At 73.0% G+C, this 16,282-nt stretch carries 12 protein-coding genes, 1 other RNA gene and 2 pseudogenes; 9 read left to right on the forward strand and 6 right to left on the reverse strand.

Going from position 1 to position 16,282, the window contains the following annotated elements:
* Nucleotides 1–1,006: bifunctional RNase H/acid phosphatase (locus tag ACFYYF_RS23120; protein ID WP_388778629.1), on the forward strand; the 1,006-nt coding region annotated here is incomplete at its 5' end.
* A gap of 37 nt (nt 1,007–1,043) precedes the next feature.
* Here ACFYYF_RS23120 and ACFYYF_RS23125 read toward each other — a convergent pair.
* Nucleotides 1,044–1,856, reverse strand: a complete 813-nt coding sequence (locus ACFYYF_RS23125) for a helix-turn-helix domain-containing protein (protein WP_388778632.1) — start codon at nt 1,854–1,856, stop codon at nt 1,044–1,046.
* 139 nt (nt 1,857–1,995) lie between these two features.
* Here ACFYYF_RS23125 and ACFYYF_RS23130 point away from each other — a divergent pair, with 139 nt between their 5' ends.
* Complete coding sequence (locus ACFYYF_RS23130) at nt 1,996–3,078, forward strand: NAD(P)-dependent alcohol dehydrogenase (protein ID WP_388778634.1); 1,083 nt, start codon at nt 1,996–1,998, stop codon at nt 3,076–3,078.
* 108 nt (nt 3,079–3,186) lie between these two features.
* On the opposite strand, the gene eda is transcribed toward ACFYYF_RS23130, so the two are convergent.
* Nucleotides 3,187–3,831 (reverse strand): bifunctional 4-hydroxy-2-oxoglutarate aldolase/2-dehydro-3-deoxy-phosphogluconate aldolase, encoded by a 645-nt coding sequence (eda, locus tag ACFYYF_RS23135; RefSeq protein ID WP_388778637.1) that lies wholly within the window; start codon nt 3,829–3,831, stop codon nt 3,187–3,189.
* Between the two features lie 288 nt (nt 3,832–4,119).
* Entirely contained in the window at nt 4,120–4,920 is an 801-nt protein-coding gene (yaaA, locus tag ACFYYF_RS23140; RefSeq protein ID WP_388778640.1) for a peroxide stress protein YaaA, read from the reverse strand.
* 688 nt (nt 4,921–5,608) lie between these two features.
* On the opposite strand from yaaA, the gene ACFYYF_RS23145 reads away from it, so the two are divergent.
* From ACFYYF_RS23145 to ACFYYF_RS23165, 5 genes and pseudogenes are all read left to right on the forward strand, one after another.
* On the forward strand, nt 5,609–7,042 hold the full coding sequence (locus tag ACFYYF_RS23145) for an RNB domain-containing ribonuclease (RefSeq protein WP_388778643.1): 1,434 nt from the start codon (nt 5,609–5,611) through the stop codon (nt 7,040–7,042).
* Between the two features lie 103 nt (nt 7,043–7,145).
* Nucleotides 7,146–8,099 carry an AraC family transcriptional regulator gene (locus tag ACFYYF_RS23150; protein WP_388778646.1) on the forward strand — a complete coding sequence of 318 codons (954 nt, stop codon included), beginning with the start codon at nt 7,146–7,148 and terminating at the stop codon, nt 8,097–8,099.
* A gap of 85 nt (nt 8,100–8,184) precedes the next feature.
* Nucleotides 8,185–8,949 (forward strand): annotated as a pseudogene (locus ACFYYF_RS23155) (DMT family transporter); the annotation flags it as partial.
* Nucleotides 8,950–9,019: 70 nt separating this feature from the next.
* Nucleotides 9,020–9,433: RNase P RNA component class A (gene rnpB, locus ACFYYF_RS23160), an RNA gene on the forward strand.
* Between the two features lie 479 nt (nt 9,434–9,912).
* Nucleotides 9,913–10,596, forward strand: a complete 684-nt coding sequence (locus ACFYYF_RS23165; RefSeq protein WP_388778648.1) for a hypothetical protein — start codon at nt 9,913–9,915, stop codon at nt 10,594–10,596.
* Between the two features lie 21 nt (nt 10,597–10,617).
* Here the strand turns inward: ACFYYF_RS23165 and ACFYYF_RS23170 are convergent, their stop codons facing one another.
* A complete protein-coding gene (locus tag ACFYYF_RS23170; RefSeq protein WP_388778651.1) occupies nt 10,618–11,163 on the reverse strand; it encodes a DoxX family protein in 546 nt (181 codons plus the stop codon).
* 132 nt (nt 11,164–11,295) lie between these two features.
* Here ACFYYF_RS23170 and ACFYYF_RS23175 point away from each other — a divergent pair, with 132 nt between their 5' ends.
* Complete coding sequence (locus ACFYYF_RS23175) at nt 11,296–11,622, forward strand: nuclear transport factor 2 family protein (RefSeq protein WP_361678105.1); 327 nt, start codon at nt 11,296–11,298, stop codon at nt 11,620–11,622.
* An 88-nt stretch (nt 11,623–11,710) separates the two neighbouring features.
* Here ACFYYF_RS23175 and ACFYYF_RS23180 read toward each other — a convergent pair whose 3' ends face one another.
* Both ACFYYF_RS23180 and ACFYYF_RS23185 read right to left on the reverse strand, forming a co-directional pair.
* Entirely contained in the window at nt 11,711–12,505 is a 795-nt protein-coding gene (locus tag ACFYYF_RS23180; RefSeq protein ID WP_388778654.1) for an ABC transporter ATP-binding protein, read from the reverse strand.
* Between the two features lie 92 nt (nt 12,506–12,597).
* Nucleotides 12,598–14,055 carry an ABC transporter permease gene (locus tag ACFYYF_RS23185; protein ID WP_388778657.1) on the reverse strand — a complete coding sequence of 486 codons (1,458 nt, stop codon included), beginning with the start codon at nt 14,053–14,055 and terminating at the stop codon, nt 12,598–12,600.
* Between the two features lie 373 nt (nt 14,056–14,428).
* Here ACFYYF_RS23185 and ACFYYF_RS23190 point away from each other — a divergent pair.
* Nucleotides 14,429–15,574, forward strand: a pseudogene (locus ACFYYF_RS23190) (D-alanyl-D-alanine carboxypeptidase family protein); the annotation flags it as partial.
* Nucleotides 15,575–16,282: the final 708 nt, after the last annotated feature.

Raw genomic sequence — 16,282 nt, forward strand, 5'->3', positions numbered from 1 at the left:
CGCCCGGCCCGCGTCGGGCGACAGCCGGTCGACGGCGCAGGGCGGCACGGACGTGCCCCGTGAGGGGCGCGAGGAACGGCGCGCCCGGCCCGCGTCCGGCGGCACTCGGTCGACGGCGCAGGGCGGCACGGACGCGCCCGGTAAGGGGCGCGAGGAACGGCGCGCCCAGCCCGCGACGGCCGGCACCCGGGCGACGGCGCAGGGCGGCACCCCACCTCCCGGCGGCGAAGCCGGCAAGGCACCCGCGGAGCGGGGAGACACCGGCCGAGCCGGAGAGTCTGGTGACGCCGGCCGAGCCGACAAGGCGGAGGACGACAAGCGAGCCGCGAGCAACGTGGCCACCGGCAAGCCCGCCGCAGGCTGGAGCGCACCGCCGGACATGGGCGCCCCCGCCACCTTCGTCCTGCTGCGCCACGGCGAGACCCCCCTGACCCCGCAGAAGCGGTTCTCGGGCAGCGGCGGCAGCGACCCGTCCCTGTCCGACGCGGGCCGCGAACAGGCCGAACGCGTCGCCGCGGCGCTGGCCGCCCGCGGCACGATCCAGGCGATCGTGGCCTCCCCGCTGGCCCGGACCCGCGAGACCGCGGGAGCCGTCGCCGCCCGGCTCGGCCTCGACGTCGTCATCGAGGACGGTCTGCGCGAGACGGACTTCGGCGCCTGGGAGGGACTGACCTTCGGCGAGGTGCGCGAACGCCACCCGGACGACCTGACCGCCTGGCTCGCCTCACCGGAGGCCGAACCGACCGGCGGCGGCGAGAGCTTCGCCGCGACGGCGCTGCGCATGGCGGCCACCCGCGACAAGCTGATCGCCGCCTACGCGGGCCGCACCGTCCTGCTCGTCACGCACGTCACCCCGATCAAGACCCTCGTACGGCTGGCCCTCGGCGCCCCGCCGGAGTCCCTGTTCCGGATGGAACTGTCGGCGGCGTCGCTCTCGGCGGTGGCGTACTACGGGGACGGCAACGCGAGCGTCCGCCTGTTCAACGACACCTCGCACCTGCGCTGACCCCGGCAGCACGGCTCCTGCCACCGCGCGTCGGTCCTCAACTCCCGCCCAGATCCCGTCGGGAGGCCCGGTCACGCAGGATCCCGGCGGTCCGGGGGTCCGCCGGGAGGAACGCCTCCAGATGGAGTTCGGCGAGCGTGACGTCCACCGCGGTGGCGAATGACGTCAACGTCGTGAGCAGCCTCAACTCGCCCTCCGGGCACCGCAGTCGCAGCGGAACGGCGAAGCCGAGATAGTCGGCGCCGGGCTCGCTCGCCGGCACGTACGCCGCCAACTCCTCGACCAGCGCGTCGAGACGGGGGTCGGGGCTGCGCAGGGACCGCGCCCGCAGGTTCTCCACGATGTGCCGCCCCCAGGCGTCCAGGTTCAGGACCCGTGACGCCATCCCGCGCGGATGCAGGGCCAGCCGCAGGACGTTCACCGGCGGTTCCAGCAACCCGGGGTCAGCGCCTTCGGACAACACGTCGAACGCCGCGTTGGCGGCGACGAGTTCACCGTGCGGCCCCGCCACCGCCGCCGGATACGGCAGATGGCCTTCGAGGATGCTGTCGAGCGCCTCGCGTACGGGCTTCAGCGCGGCCGCGTCGAGCGGCGACTCGGTGAACGCGGGAGCGTAACCGGCCGCCAGGAGAAGCGCGTTGCGCTCCCGCAGGGTCAGGTCCAGCGACTCGGCGAGCCGGATCACGATCTCCCTGCCGGGGACCGAACGCCCGCGCTCGATGAAGCTGACGTACCGCTGGGTCGTGCCCGCCCGGGAGGCGAGCTCCAGCTGGCTCACCCCGCGCGCGTGGCGCCAGCGCAGCAGCTCCCGGGCGAAGGGCGGGGGCTCGGTGGTGATACCGGTCGTCATGCGGTCAGTTGTACGTCACGGGACGGCCATGGCACGACGTCACGGGTACGGCTACGGCACGACGTCACGGGTACGGCCGTGACACGACGGCACTCGCTCGACCCGCCGGACGGACACACCCGTCATACCCTCCCGGGAATTGAGCGGGCTCCCCGGCCCGAACAGCATGGACGCATCCACGCAGGAGCCCACCCAGGGAGCGGACATGCGCGCCTACCACCTCGAAACCCCCGGCACCGTCGACGGGATCGTGCCGCGCGAGTCGGCCCGCCCGGAACCGGGGCCCCGGGACATCCTCGTCCGGGTGCGCGCCGTCTCCCTCAACAAGCGCGACCTGCTGATCCTGAGAGGGACCTATCCCCTGAAGGCCGTGCGGGACGTGATCCCGCTGAGCGACGGAGCGGGGGAGGTCGTCGCGGTGGGGGCGGAGGTGACCCGGTTCGCGGTGGGCGACCGGGTGGCCGGCACGTACTTCCCGAACTGGCTGGACGGCCGGATCACCCCGGACCGGTTCGACCAGCCCGGTGCCACCCTCGACGGCATGCTGACCGAGTACGCCTGCCTGGGCCAGGAGGCCGCCGTACGTGTTCCCGGCCATCTGACCTGGGAGGAGGCGGCCTGTCTGCCCTGCGCCGGGGTGACCGCCTGGCACAGCCTCACCGGCGGCGAGCCTGTCACCCCCGGTCGGACCGTCCTCACCCTCGGCAGCGGCGCGCTGTCCCTCTTCGTCGTGCAGTTCGCCAAGACGATGGGGGCCGAGGTGATCGCGACGACGTCGAGCGAGGCCAGGGGCGACCGCCTCAAGGCCCTTGGCGCGGACCACGTCGTCGACTACGTCCGGAACCCCGAATGGGGGCAGGCCGTGAGGGAGTTGACCGGAGGGCGCGGCGCGGACCTCGTGGTGGAGACCAACGGGCCCGACACCATCGAGCAGTCGGTGCGCGCCGCCGCGCTGTACGGCCGGATCGTGCTCCTGATCACCGGCAACGGGCGCGGTTCCGGGATCGGGATCTCCAACGCGGCGTACGCGGCGAGTCTGGCCACGATCGGCCGGGTCTTCGTGGGCAGCCGCGCGCACTTCGAGTCCATGAACAGGGCGCTGGAACTGCACGGCACCCGCCCGGTCGTGGACCGCGTCCTCGGCTTCGACGAGGTGCGGGAGGCGTTCCGGTACTACGAGAGCGGCGCGGCCTTCGGCAAGGTGGTGATCCGCGTGAGCTGAGCCGAACGGGGCGCTCGGCGTGACCACCGCCAGGAGGGGTGCGACCGTCGCCGACGGGGGGCGACCACCGGCACTCAGGATGCGAGCACCCGCACGCAGGGGCTGCGACTACCGGCGCAGTGCCGAGGCCGCCCGGGCCAGGTCCTCCACCCGGCGCCAGTCCCGTGCGGCGACCGCGTCGGCGGGGAGCATCCAACTGCCGCCCACGCAGCCGACGTTGGAGAGCGCGAGGTAGTCCGGCGCGGAGTCGGGGTCGATGCCGCCCGTCGGGCAGAAGCGGGCCTGGGGGAGGGGTCCCGCCAGGGACTTCAGGTAGGCCGTGCCGCCCGCCGCCTGCGCGGGGAAGAACTTCATCTCGCGCACCCCCCGCTCCAGCAGCGCCACCACCTCGGTGGTCGTGGACACCCCCGGCAGGAACGGCAGCCCGGACGCCTTCATCGCGTCCAGCAGGTGGTCCGTCCAGCCGGGGCTGACCAGGAAGCGGGCGCCCGCCGCCACCGACTCGGCCACGTGCTCCGGCGTCAGGACCGTGCCCGCGCCCACCACCGCGTCGGGCACCTCGGCCGCGACGGCCCGGATCGCGTCGAGCGCCGCCGGGGTCCGCAGGGTCACCTCGATCACGGGCAGCCCGCCGGCGACCAGCGCCCGCGCCAGCGGGACCGCGTCGGAGACGTCGGCGACCACGACGACGGGGACGACGGGCGCGAGATCCAGGACGGAGGCATGCGGAGGCGAGGGCGGTGACGGGGTCATGCCCTCATCCTGCCCGGCATGCACACCCTGCGCAAAGGTCGTTGCACATGCTGCAACGCCGGTACGAACCCTCTCACCGGACGCCCACCCCACTCGGCGAACGACCCCTCTGCGGAGCCGGATCAGCGCGGCCCGATGAGCGGAATCCGATCAGCGGCCGATGACCGAAGTCCGATCAGCGGAGGTTGCCGAGCGAAAGTCCGACGGGAGGACGTCGATCAGTGGCGGCTGTGCAGTGGCGGCCGTTCGGTGGCGACTGTTCGGTGGCGGCCGATCAGTGGCGGCCGATCAGTGGATCTCCCGCACCACCACGTCGAGCGCCCACGGCCTGCCGGCCCGGCCGGGGGCTTCCGCCTCCACCGTGTACCCGAGGTCGCGCAGCGCCTCGACCAGCTCCGCCGGGTTCGTCGGCGCGGCGTTCGCGGTGAGCAGGCTGCGGACGATCCGTCCCTTGGTCGCCTTGTTGAAGTGGCTGACGACGGAACGCTTCTCGACGCCGTCGACCAGTTGCGCGTGCAGCACCCGCACGGTCGCCGTCCGCCCGGCCACTTCGCCCTTGGGCTTCCACGCCGCGGTGTACGCCGAAGACCGCAGGTCCAGCACGAGCCCGTCGCCCGCGGCTTCGGGGAGCGCGGCAGCCATCGGCGTACGCCAGTGCGCGCCCAGCGCTCCGAGCCCCGGGAGTTTCACGCCCATCGAGCAGCGGTACGAGGGGATGCGGTCGGTCACCCGCACCGCGCCCCACAGCCCGGAGAAGACGAGCAGCGAACGACCCGCGCGCCGCTTGGCGGCGGTGTCCAGCGTGGCCAGGTCCAGGGCGTCGTACAGGACCCCCGTGTAGATCTCCCCGGCGGGGCGCGTGCCCGCGGTCCGCAGTTCCGTGTTCTTCGCGATCTCGCCCCGCAGGCCCTCGCTCAGCCCAAGCACCTCGCGGGCCTTCTCCTCGTCGGCCGCGCACAGCTCGACCAGCTCGTCGAGGACCGCCTGACGTGCCTCCGCGAGACCCGGCAGGGACAGCGACTCCGGCTTGAGCGCGGTTCCCCGGCCGGAGGGTGCCTTGCCCTCGGAGGGCGGCAGCAGCACGAGCACGGTGTGTTCTCCTCACCTGAAAACGGACCGCCGCCAGCCTACGGTGTCCCCCAAACCCGTTACCCACCCAACTCCGCCCCCGCATCCCCCACGCCGTCGACCCCACGGGACCCCCAGATTGACCCCGGCCCCGCCCCGACCCCGGCCCCGCCCCGACCCCGGCCCCGCCCCGGCCCCGACCCCGCCCCGGCCTCGGTCCCCGGCTCCCGGTCTCGGTCCCCGGCTCTGGCCCCGGTCCCCGGCCTCGCTCCCGGCCCCCTGGCTTGGCGGGCCCGAGCCTTCGGCCGCCCGGCCCCGGCTCCGGCTCCGGCCTCGGTCCCCGGCCTCGGTCCCCGGCCCCGGCCCCGGCCCCGGCTCCGGCCCCGGTCCCCGGCCTCGGTCCCCGGCCCCGGCCCCCGGGGTTCCTGGCCTCCTGGCCTCCCGGCCTCGGGGCCTGGGAGCCCGGCCCCGGCTCCGGGCCCCAGCTCCACCAGGCCCGCGACCCGTGCCCCAGCCCCACCAGGCCCCCGGCCCGGGCCTCCGGCCCCCGCCCCCTGGGCTACACCCCCGGCTTCTGCCGGGCCCCCTGACCCCCGCCGGGGCGCCCGCCGCCCCGCACCGGCAACGGGGGCGGCGGGCGCACCCCCGGTCCCCTCGCCCGGAGGGCGTCCCGCGTGCTCATCCGTCGGCCCCGGCCTACGCTCGATCCATGCCTCGCCGTCACGTTCGCGTCACCGGTGCCCCGCAGGCCCCGCTGCGAGCCGCTCTCCGCGCGCTGCGAGCCGAGCTCGGCGTTCCCGGGAGTTTCCCGGCCGACGTCCTCGCCGAGGCCGGGCAGGCGGCCCGCCTGCCCGCGTACGACGCGACGGACATCCCCCTGTTCACCGTCGACCCGCCCTCCTCCGAGGACCTCGACCAGGCGATGCACCTCGCGCGCCGCGAACGGGACGGCTACCGGATCCAGTACGCCATCGCGGACGTCGGCGCCTTCGTGGCGCCCGGCGGAGCCCTGGACGCCGAGGCGCACCGGCGCGTGATGACGCTCTACTTCCCCGACGGCAAGATCCCCCTCCACCCGCCCGCGCTCTCCGAGGGCGTCGCCAGCCTCCTCCCGGGCCAGACCTGCCCGGCCGTCCTGTGGACGATCGACCTCGGCGCGGACGGCCGCACGGAGATCGTCGACGTCCGCCGTGCCCTCGTCCGCAGCCGCGCCAAGCTGGACTACGCGACCGTGCAGCACCGGATCGACACGGGAACGGCGGAGGAACCGCTCGCCCTGCTCAAGGAGGTCAGCGAGCGGCGCGAGGCCCTGGAGGTCGAACGCGGCGGCATCTCGCTCAACGTGCCCGAGCAGGAGATCGTGGAGAAGGACGGGACGTACGAACTCGCCTACCGCGCCCCGCTGCCCGCCGACGGCTGGAACGCACAGATCTCCCTGCTCACCGGGATGGCTGCGGCCGAGCTGATGCTCGACCACGGCACGGGAGTGCTGCGGACCCTGCCCGCCGCGCCCGACGGGGCGGTCGGACGACTGCGCCGCACCGCGCACGCCCTGCGCATCGACTGGCCGCACCACGTCTCGTACGCGCAGCTCGTCCGCTCCCTCGACCCGCACCGGCCGCACCACGCAGCCTTCCTCCAGGAGTGCACGACCCTGCTGCGCGGCGCCGGATACACCGTCTTCCGGGACGGAGCACTGCCCGAGGTCACCGCGCACGCCGCCGTCGCCGCGCCCTACGCCCACTGCACGGCCCCGCTGCGCCGGCTCGTCGACCGCTACACCTCGGAGATCTGCCTCGCGGCCGCCGCCGGTCTGCCGACCCCCGAGTGGGTCCTCGCCGCTCTCGACGCCCTGCCCAAGGAGATGGCAGAGGGCAGCAGACGCGCGGGCACCGTGGAGCGCGAGTGCGTCGACATCGTGGAGGCCGCGCTCCTCAAGGACCGGGTCGGCGACCTGTTCGAGGCCTGCGTGGTGGACGTGACGGAACACGACCCCACGGTCGGCACCGTGCAACTGGAGTCCCCGGCGGTGTTCGCGCGGATCTCGGGCGGGACGACGGCACTGCCGCTGGGCGAACGCCTGAGGGTCCGGCTCACCCGGGCGGACCCCGGAACGGCGAAGGCCGAGTTCGAACCCGCCTGATCCGGATGGCACCCTCCGGCATGGAAACGGGCGGCGCGGGTGTTGCTCCCGTAGAGCGGGTGTGGCGGACGCGACCGGCCACGGTGGCGAGGGGGAGTGGAGCATGACCGTACGGGGCGAGGCGACGACCGGGACCGCACGGCACCGGCCGCCGACCGGCGTGCCGCGGGGGACGGCGACGCCCCCGCGGCAGTCCACGAAGCACCTCGTGAAGGAGGAGGCCCGCTGGACCCGGGCCACCCTCGGCCGCGACGGCCGGCCCCTGGACCTGCTGACCGCGCGCTTCGACCAGCACCGCTACGCCCCGCACACCCACGACGAGTTCACCATCGGCGTCAGCGTCGGCGGCTCGGAGCTGATCGGCTACCGCGGCGGCCACATCAGGACCGGCCCGGGGTCCATCGTCGTGCTGGCCCCCGGCGAGATGCACACCGGCGGCCCCGCCGCCTGCGACGGCTACGCCTACCGGGCCCTGTACGCGGAGCCGTCCCTGCTCTCCGAGGGCGCCGTCGGCGGCCTCCCGAACTTCAGGGAAGCCCTGCTCGACGACCCCGAACTCGCCGCCGCGCTGCGCGCCGCGCACACCGAACTGAGCGCCTGCCCCGACCCGTTGGAGGCCGAGTCCCGCCTGCCGTGGCTGCTCGCCGCGCTGACCCGGCGGCACTCCACGGCCCGCCCGGACCGCGACGAGGTCCCCGGCGCCGCGCGCATAGCCGACGCCGTACGGGACCGCCTGGCCGGTGAACTCCAGACCCCGCCCTCCCTCGCCTGTCTCGCCGGCGACCTCGGCCTGTCCCGCTACCAGCTCCTGCGCGCCTTCCGTACGACGACGGGGATACCGCCGTACGCCTGGCTGGCCCAGCACCGGGTGAACCGGGCCCGCCGGCTCCTGGAGTCCGGACTGCGCCCCGCCGAGGTCGCCGCCCTCGTGGGCTTCGCCGACCAGGCGCATCTGACCCGCTGGTTCCGCCGCGTGCTCGGCGTGACCCCGGCGGCGTACCGCGCGAGCGTGCTCCCGCCCCCACCGGCGCGCAACAGCGTTCAAGACGCCCCGTAGGGCGGTGGCCGAGACTGCCCGTATGACTGCACGCGGCTGGTTTCTGTTCTCCCTGATGGGAGTGATCTGGGGCATCCCCTACCTGATGATCAAGGTGGCGGTGGACGAGGTGTCCCCGTCGGTGGTGGTGTTCACGCGCTGCGCGGTCGGCGCCGCGCTGCTGCTCCCCTTCGCGATCCGGCAGGGCGGCCTCGCCGGGACCGTACGGGCCCACTGGCGCCCGATGCTCGCCTTCGCGGTCATCGAGATCATGGTCCCCTGGTGGACCCTCACCGACGCCGAACGTCATCTGTCCAGCTCCACCGCGGGCCTGCTGATCGCCGGGGTGCCGATCGTCGGCGTCGTCGCGGCCCGCTTCCTCGGCGACACCGAACGGCTCGGCGCCCGCCGCGTCACCGGCCTCGCCCTCGGCCTGGCCGGCGTCGCGGTCCTCACGGCACCGCATCTGACCGGCGGCGACACCAGGTCCCTCGTCGAGGTGCTGCTCACGGTCATCGGCTACGCCACCGCGCCGCTCATCGTCGCCCGCCACCTCAAGGACGTGCCCTCGCTCCACCTGACCGCCCCCTGCCTGGCGCTGGCGGCGCTGGTCTACGCGCCCGCCGCGGCCTTCACCCGGCCGGAGGCGATACCTTCCGGGCAGGTCCTGGCCGCCCTCGCGGGCCTCGGAGTCATCTGCACCGCCGTCGCCTTCGTGGCGTTCCTGGAACTGATCAAGGAGGCGGGCCCGACCCGGGCGACGGTGATCACGTACGTCAATCCGGCGGTCGCGGTCGCGGCGGGCGCCCTCTTCCTGGACGAACACCTGACGAGCGGGATCCTCGCCGCCTTCGCCCTCATCCTGGCGGGCTCCGTGCTGGCCACCGCGACCGCCGGTCCCCGGCGTCCCGCCCGCCCGGTAGCATGGTCGGCACGGCAGACGAGCCGGGCGGACGGCCGCGTGGAGGTTCTTGTGGACCTTCCCGAGGAACGTCCGGGCTCCACAGGGCAGGGTGGTGGCTAACGGCCACCCGGGGTGACCCGCGGGACAGTGCCACAGAAAGCAAACCGCCGAGAACTCCGGTTCCCGGTAAGGGTGAAACGGTGGTGTAAGAGACCACCAGCGCCTGAGGCGACTCAGGCGGCTAGGTAAACCCCACCCGGAGCAAGGTCAAGAGGAGCCGCTCTCTCGGAAGAGAAGGCGGCTCTGCGCGGACGTTCGAGGGCTGCCCGCCCGAGTCCGCGGGTAGACCGCACGAGGCCGGCGGCAACGCCGGCCCTAGATGGATGGCCGTCTCCCCGGCCGCCGCGAGGCGACCGGGCGACAGAACCCGGCGTACAGCCCGACTCGTCTGCCGTCTGAGCCCCGACCAGGTGAACAACCTGGCCGGGGCTTTTCCGCGTCCGGCTGGGGTGCCCGCTTCCACCGGTGATTCCCGGGAGTCTTCTTGCGGCCGCGCACCGAATGGGCCGGATGACCCCCACTGCCCGAAAAGAGGGGGCGCCAACGGGCGCGCGACAGGGGCGCGTGCTCGAACGGGGTGCCCTCCGAATGCCTCGCGCTTCCGTGCCGACGACAGGAACCGCGTACTCTAGGCGTATCCGTCTGCCCGCTCCATAGTGTGGTTGCGGTTGTGAGGTCGAGGAACTGCCGAGCGCGCTGTGCTGCCAGGGGGACACGTGCACTCGGCGGGCCGAGGACGCCTCCGTACCCATCGCACACGGCCGACGTCCTCCGTCGTTCTCCCTCTGCGTGCCTCGAACACGGTTCGCGGGGACGCGACGACGTCGGCTCCCGGCCCCGGCCGGAACGATCGACACACAGGGGGCGGGAATGGATCTCACCAAAGAGGAACGGCGTGCTCGGCGCAGGTTCGGCGTCATTCCGAAATGGTTCGAGCTGCTGTGCATCTGTGCCGCCACCATCGCGGCGGGGTTCTTCGGCGGGCGGCAGACGGTCGTCCGGGCGGACAGCCCGAAGCCTGAGGTGACCGTCACGGCGACGGCGACGGTCACCGCGACGCCCGCGTCCGACCCGGCCGCTGAGGCCACCCCGGAGCCCGAGGACACCGCGCAGCAGTCGTCGGACGCGGAGTCGCCCGCGCCCGGTTCCTCCGTCTACCTCGCGGAACGGGACGTGATCGACGGTGACGGCGGCGCGGCCGTCGAGCCCGTGACCATGGGCGGAGCGCACTACGCGAAGAGTGTCCGGCTCGGATGCACCAGCGCCGGCGGGAGCGCCGTCTACAGCACCAGCGGCTACCAGCGGCTGAACGCGAAGGTGGGAATCCTGGCCGACTCGCCCAACGCGATCGGATCAGTGGGTTCGATCCAGGTCAGCAACGCGGCGGGCAACCCGATCGGCAAGCCACTGTCCTTCCGCTCCAGCGATGCCAAGGACCTCTCGGTGGACATCTCGGGCCAGGACCAGATCCGCATCACCTGCGTGATGACCAAGTCCGGTGAGGAGTCGGCAACCTACTTCTACGGCGGCCTGGGCGACGCGGCACTGTCCTGACACGGCCGCCTCACGCGGCCGCTACTCCTCGAACAGTGCCTCCTGCTTGCCCTCCCGTGTCTGGCGCACCCGCTGGTTCCGGAGGCCCACGACGACCGCGGTGACCGCCGCCGTCGTGCCCAGCGCGATGGGCACCATCCAGCTCCGGTTCACCGCGTGGCCCAGCAGATGGTCGAGCGACAGCCGGCCCGGGCCCGTCACCGCGAGACCCGCGGCCGCGAGGCCCAGTGAGGCCGTGTACTCGTAGCCGCCGTTCATCGCGAAGAACCCGTTCGGTACGTGCACCGCCGCCGCGCCCGCCATCGCGCCGGCCGCCGCGGCGCCCGCCGCGGGGGTGGCGAGGCCCAGCGCCAGCAGGGTGCCGCCGCCCGCCTCCGCGAGGCCCGCGGCCGTGGCACTGGCCTTTCCGGGCGCGTACCCCATGGCCTCCATGGCCTGTCCGGTGCCCTCGATGCCGCCGCCGCCGAACCAGCCGAACAGCTTCTGCGCTCCGTGCGCGGCCAGGACACCGCCGGTGCTCAGACGGAGCAGCAGCAGTCCCAGATCACGCCGGTCGATACAGGTCACGGTGACTCCCAGTCCAGACGGCGGCAGCGGTTCCCTCCCCGGTGTCCACTGTCGCACCGATCGGGCGGGCCCGGCGGCCCCGCGCCGCCGTTCGGGTGGCGGGGCCGGAGGGCCGGTGTGAGGGTGACTCCCATGACCATTCAGGTAACGCGCCTCAGCGACCCGGCCGTCCGGGCCTTCGTCACCGCGGTGAACGCCCATGACCGGGACGCCTTCGAGGCGCTCCTCGCGCCGGGCGCCACCATGTCGGACGACGGCTCCGACCGTGACCTCGGCGACTGGACCGACCGGGAGATCTTCACCTCGCGCGGCCACATGGAGGTCGACAACGAGTCCGACGGCGGGCGTTCCCTCCTCGTGCGGTACCGCAACGACACCTGGGGCGAGATGAAGACCAGGTGGAGCTTCACCGTCGACGACGGCGGCAGGATCAGCCGCTTCGAGACCGGCCAGGCGTGAACGCCGGGGGCCGCACACCGTGGTTCGGTGAGCGGCCCGGGAGGCGCGGGAAGGACGCGGGTACGGGGGCCGGGGGCCGCCGCGGGGCTCAGTAGCCCTGGGCGGCCCCGTACTGTTCCTGCGGGTACTGCGCCTGCGCGTACTCCTGCGGCGTGAACTGCTGCGGCGGGGCCAGGTGTCCGGCCCTCTCGGACACGGCCCGGCGGGCACCCTGCTCGGTCAGGCTGATCTGCCCGGCCTTGATGGTCGCGAGGCGCGGCGCGCGGCGGGCGATCGACGAGTCGTGGGTGACCATGACGAACGTCAGCCCGTACTCGTGCCACAGCCCTTCGAGCAGGCCCATGATGTCGTCGCGGGTGCCCTCGTCGAGGTTGCCGGTGGGCTCGTCGGCGAGCAGCACCTTCGGCTTCTTGACCAGGGCGCGGGCGATGGCCACGCGCTGCTGCTGACCGCCGGACAGCTCGGTCGGGACGTGTGTGAGCCGTTCGCCGAGGCCGACCGAGCGCAGCGCCTCCGCGGCACGCTCGCGCCGCTCGGCGGGCTTGACCCCGAGGGGTACGAGGGCGGTCTCGACGTTCTCCTGCGCGGTCAGCGTCGGGATGAGGTTGAACGACTGGAAGATGATGCCGATCTTCTCGGCCCGCAGCCGGGTCAGCTTGGCCTCGCTGATGGCGCCGAGGTCGACGCCGTCCAGCTCGACGGAGCCGGACGTCGGCCGGTCGAGCCCGCCGATCATCTGGAGCAGCGTCGACTTGCCGCCGCCCGTGGGCCCCTGGATGACGAGCTGGTCGCCGTCCTCGATGGTGAGGTCGACGCCCCGCAGGGCCTCGACCGTCTCCTTGCCCCGCGTGTAGCGCTTGGTGACGCCGGTGAGCTTGTACATGAAGGTTCTCCGAGGATGAAGGGGGTGGGGCGCCGCGGCCCGGGGGGAGTGGACGCGGCGCTCCGACTCGTGGGGTGTGCCCGGGGGGTGGGTCAGGAGACGCTGCGGAGGGCGTCCGCCGGGCGCATCCGGGAGGCGCGCCAGCCGCCCATAGCACCGGCGATCAGACCGCCGGTGACGGCCAGGCCCACGGCGAGCGCGATGGTGGTCACCGAGACGGGCGCGGACAGGGCGATGTCGATGGTGTTCTTGGCCGCGGAGGCCGCCTGGCCGCCGGGTCCGCCGCCGGGTCCGCCCATGCCGCCGCCGTTGCCGCCGGTGGAGCCGAGTTCGGCCGTCAGCTTCGGGCTGATCGCGGTGACGGTGTAGGCCGCGCCGAGTCCGAGGGCGATGCCGAGGGCGCCGCCGAGCAGACCGTTCACGATCGACTCGCCGACGACCTGGCGGGTGACCTTGCGGGACGGCCAGCCGAGCGCCTTCAGCGTGCCGAACTCACGCACGCGGCGGGAGACGGCGGAGGAGGTGAGCAGCGCCGCGACCAGGAACGCGGCGACGAGGACCGCGATGGACAGCCACTTGCCGACGTTCGTGGCGAGGTTCGAGGCGGTGGACAGCGAGCCGGAGACGGTGTCCGCGAGGTCGGCGGAGGTGGTGACGGTCGTCCCGGAGATGTTCTTCTGGATGGTCGTCTTGACCGTGGCGATCTGCTTCGAGTCGGTCGCCTTGACGTAGATCGTGGTGACCTTGTTCTTGGCGTCGCCGAGCGTCTGGGCCTGCTTCAGCGGCAGGTAGACATCGGTGGTCGACTCGCTGCTGTCGGGCGTCGCGATGCCGATGACCTTGTACTTCTTGCCGGAGATCTTGAGGGTCGAGCCGACCTTGTACTTGTTCTCCTTGGCGTACGACTTGCTGAGCACCGCGACCTTCGAGGAGCTCTGCGCGGCCGTGAACGTCTTGCCGGTGGTGATCTTCGAGGTGGCCAGCGGGCCGAGTTCCTGGTGGCTCACGTCGACGCCGGCGACGGAGTAGGAGTTCACGTCGAAGGAGGCGCCGCCGCCCTGGACCTGGGGCGCGCCGGTGCCGCCGCCCTGGCCGCCGGGGCCGCCCTGGGAGTTCGACGTCGAGGACTTGGCCTTGCCCTGGGTGAAGGAGCCGTTGACCTTGACGACGTTCAGGCTGAGCGAACCGACCGCGCTCGACACGCCCTTCTGCGCGGCGACTTCGGTGACCAGCGAGGACTTCAGCGTCTGCCCGCCCTGGGTCATCACCCGGTCCGAGCTCTGCTCCTTGCTGCCGCTCGACTTGGCGTCGAAGTCGAACTTCGGGCGGTCCGAGGCGTTGCCGGACGGCGCCGTCTGGGCCTTGGTGACGGTCATGTCCGTGCCGAGCCCGTACAGCGACTTCAGGACTTTCTCCTGGGCCTGCTGCATTCCGGCCGACACCGAGTTGACGGTGATGACCAGCGCGATACCGAGCGCCAGACCCATGGCGATCACCAGCGCCGCCTTCTTGCGCCGGCTCAGCTCACGCTTGAGATAGATGCCAAACATCCCGTTCCTCAAAGGTTCTTGGCGCCCCCCTGTGGGCGCAGCCACAAGCTAGGGAGGAACCTTTGCGCCGGGCTGAGTAAGGGATGTGTGAGGGCTGAGAATCGGCACCCCGGAATCAGAATTGGGTCAGACAGCCTATTCCCAGGCTTACAAGGGCTCTTTGCCAGGAAACGCCTGTTGACTGGCCCCTCGAAGGGGTTTCGCGTGCCCGCCCGCGCGCGTCGGGCGACGGGGCGGCGGGCGGTGCCGACAGGGTGCCCGTGTGGTGTCCGTGTTCTGCCGTGGCTTGTTTTACCGCCGCTTTGGAAGCGCCGTTCCTTCTCTTTGTCACCCCGCTGTCAGGCTTCGCGCAGGGACTTTGTACGGTCCCGGGATGCGTGATTGTTCCGGGCTCTCCCGCCGTGCGGCTCTGGGCCTCGCCGCCGCCGTCCCCCTCGCCGCCGCGACGGCCACCACCGCGTACGCCACGACGACGATCGGCGGTGCGCGACTGGCCCGTGCCGGGATACAGGTGAGCGGAGCGTCGGGGCTGCCCAAGCACCTCACCGCCCGCGCCTGGCTGGTCGCTGACCACACCACGGGCGAGGTGCTCGCCTCGTACAACGCCCACCGGCGTCTCGCGCCCGCCTCCACCCTGAAGATGCTGTTCGCGGACGCGGTCCTGAAGAAGTTCGAGCGCGCCGAGACGTACAAGGTGGTCGACGCCGATCTCGCCGACGTCCCCGCGGGCTCCAGCCTCGTCGGGATCAAGCCCGGAATCACCTACACGGTCGAGCAGTTGTGGCAGGGCGTCTTCCTGCGTTCCGGAAATGACGCGGTGCACGTGCTCAGCCACATGAACGGCGGCATCGAGGCCACGGTCGCCGAGATGCAGGCGCTCGCGCAGGACCTCCAGGCCCTGGACACGCATGTGGTCAGCCCCGACGGCTTCGACCACAAGGGCCAGCTCTCGTCCGCCTACGACCTGACGCTCTTCGCCCGGCACGGTCTCGCGGACGCCGACTTCCGCGGCTACTGCTCGACCAGGACTGCCGACTTCCCGGCCGGCGGCAAGAAGACCTTCCAGATACAGAACACCGACCGTCTGCTGACGGGCGCGTGGGGGATGAAGCCGTACGAGGGTCTGATCGGGGTGAAGAACGGCTACACCAGTCACGCCGGCAACACCTTCACCGGCGCGGCGACCCGCGACGGGCGGACGCTGCTCGTCACGGTGATGCATCCCAAGAGCGGCGGCAACGGGGTCTACGAGGAGACGGCGCAGCTCCTCGACTGGGGCTTCGGCAAGGGTGCCGACGCCGAGCCGGTCGGCACGCTGGTCGATCCGCTCAGCTCGGGCGCCGCGAGCGCGAAGCCGACGCGGAAGGCGGCGAAGGCCGCGGCGGGCGCACCGGCCGCGAGCGGCTCCGGGCAGGGCGGCGGCGTGCCGTGGGGGCTGGTCGGCGGGGCGGGGGCGGCGCTGGCGCTCCTCGCGGGCGGCGCGCTGGCCCTGCGCGCCCGCGGACGCCGGGCGCCCGGGGGGCCTGTGGAGAAGCCTGCGGCGGAGCCGGCAGAGGTGCCGGCCCAGTCACGGGCCGAGGCACCGGCAGAGGCGCCGGCCACGGCACCGGTTGAGGCACCGGCAGCGACACCGGCCGAGATACCGGCACAGAGGCCGACCGGGGCGCCGGCCACGGCACCGACAGGGATACCGGAACAAGCATCGGTCGAGACGCCGGCCGAGATACCGGCAGAGGCGCCGGCCACGGCACCCGCAGAGATACCGGCACAGGTACCGGCTGAGACGCCGACCGATGCGGCGGGCGCGAAGGCCGCTGAGGCGGAGGGCTCCGAGCCGGCCGACGCTGCAGGAGCGGAGCCAGGCGAGGCGGAAGACGTGGAACCGGCCGGGGCGGCAGGCGCGAAGCCCGCGGAGGCCGTTGAGGCGGAAGCCGTGCGACCCGTCGAGGCGGCGGGCGCGGAGGCCGCGGAGCCGACCGACGCGAAGGGCGGCGGCAAGGGCTGACGACGGGGGCAGCCGCTCCGCGGTCCGGTGCACGCCTCGCGGTCCCGCGCGAGGTCGGCCCCCACCCGGGCCGCGGAGCGGCTGCCACCTCCCCCCTCGGAGTGGACCGTGGTCGTACCGAAGTCGTGTGCTTCAACTGTGAAGCTCTGATGGGGAGATGACGAGCATAAGCGCACCAACGGCCTATATGGTCCGGAGAGTCAGCTTCCGTATGTGTGGATT

The organism is Streptomyces sp. NPDC001914, assembly GCF_042891215.1.
Lineage (GTDB): Bacteria > Actinomycetota > Actinomycetes > Streptomycetales > Streptomycetaceae > Streptomyces.

Bases quoted from the DNA above. Each gene is read 5' to 3' on its own strand.
- ACFYYF_RS23175 (WP_361678105.1), top strand. From the start codon at position 11,296: ATGACCATTCAGGTAACGCGCCTCAGCGACCCGGCCGTCCGGGCCTTC.
- ACFYYF_RS23165 (WP_388778648.1), top strand. From the start codon at position 9,913: ATGGATCTCACCAAAGAGGAACGGCGTGCTCGGCGCAGGTTCGGCGTC.
- eda (WP_388778637.1), bottom strand. From the start codon at position 3,831: ATGACCCCGTCACCGCCCTCGCCTCCGCATGCCTCCGTCCTGGATCTC.
- ACFYYF_RS23180 (WP_388778654.1), bottom strand. From the start codon at position 12,505: ATGTACAAGCTCACCGGCGTCACCAAGCGCTACACGCGGGGCAAGGAG.
- ACFYYF_RS23145 (WP_388778643.1), top strand. From the start codon at position 5,609: ATGCCTCGCCGTCACGTTCGCGTCACCGGTGCCCCGCAGGCCCCGCTG.
- ACFYYF_RS23185 (WP_388778657.1), bottom strand. From the start codon at position 14,055: ATGTTTGGCATCTATCTCAAGCGTGAGCTGAGCCGGCGCAAGAAGGCG.
- ACFYYF_RS23150 (WP_388778646.1), top strand. From the start codon at position 7,146: ATGACCGTACGGGGCGAGGCGACGACCGGGACCGCACGGCACCGGCCG.
- ACFYYF_RS23125 (WP_388778632.1), bottom strand. From the start codon at position 1,856: ATGACGACCGGTATCACCACCGAGCCCCCGCCCTTCGCCCGGGAGCTG.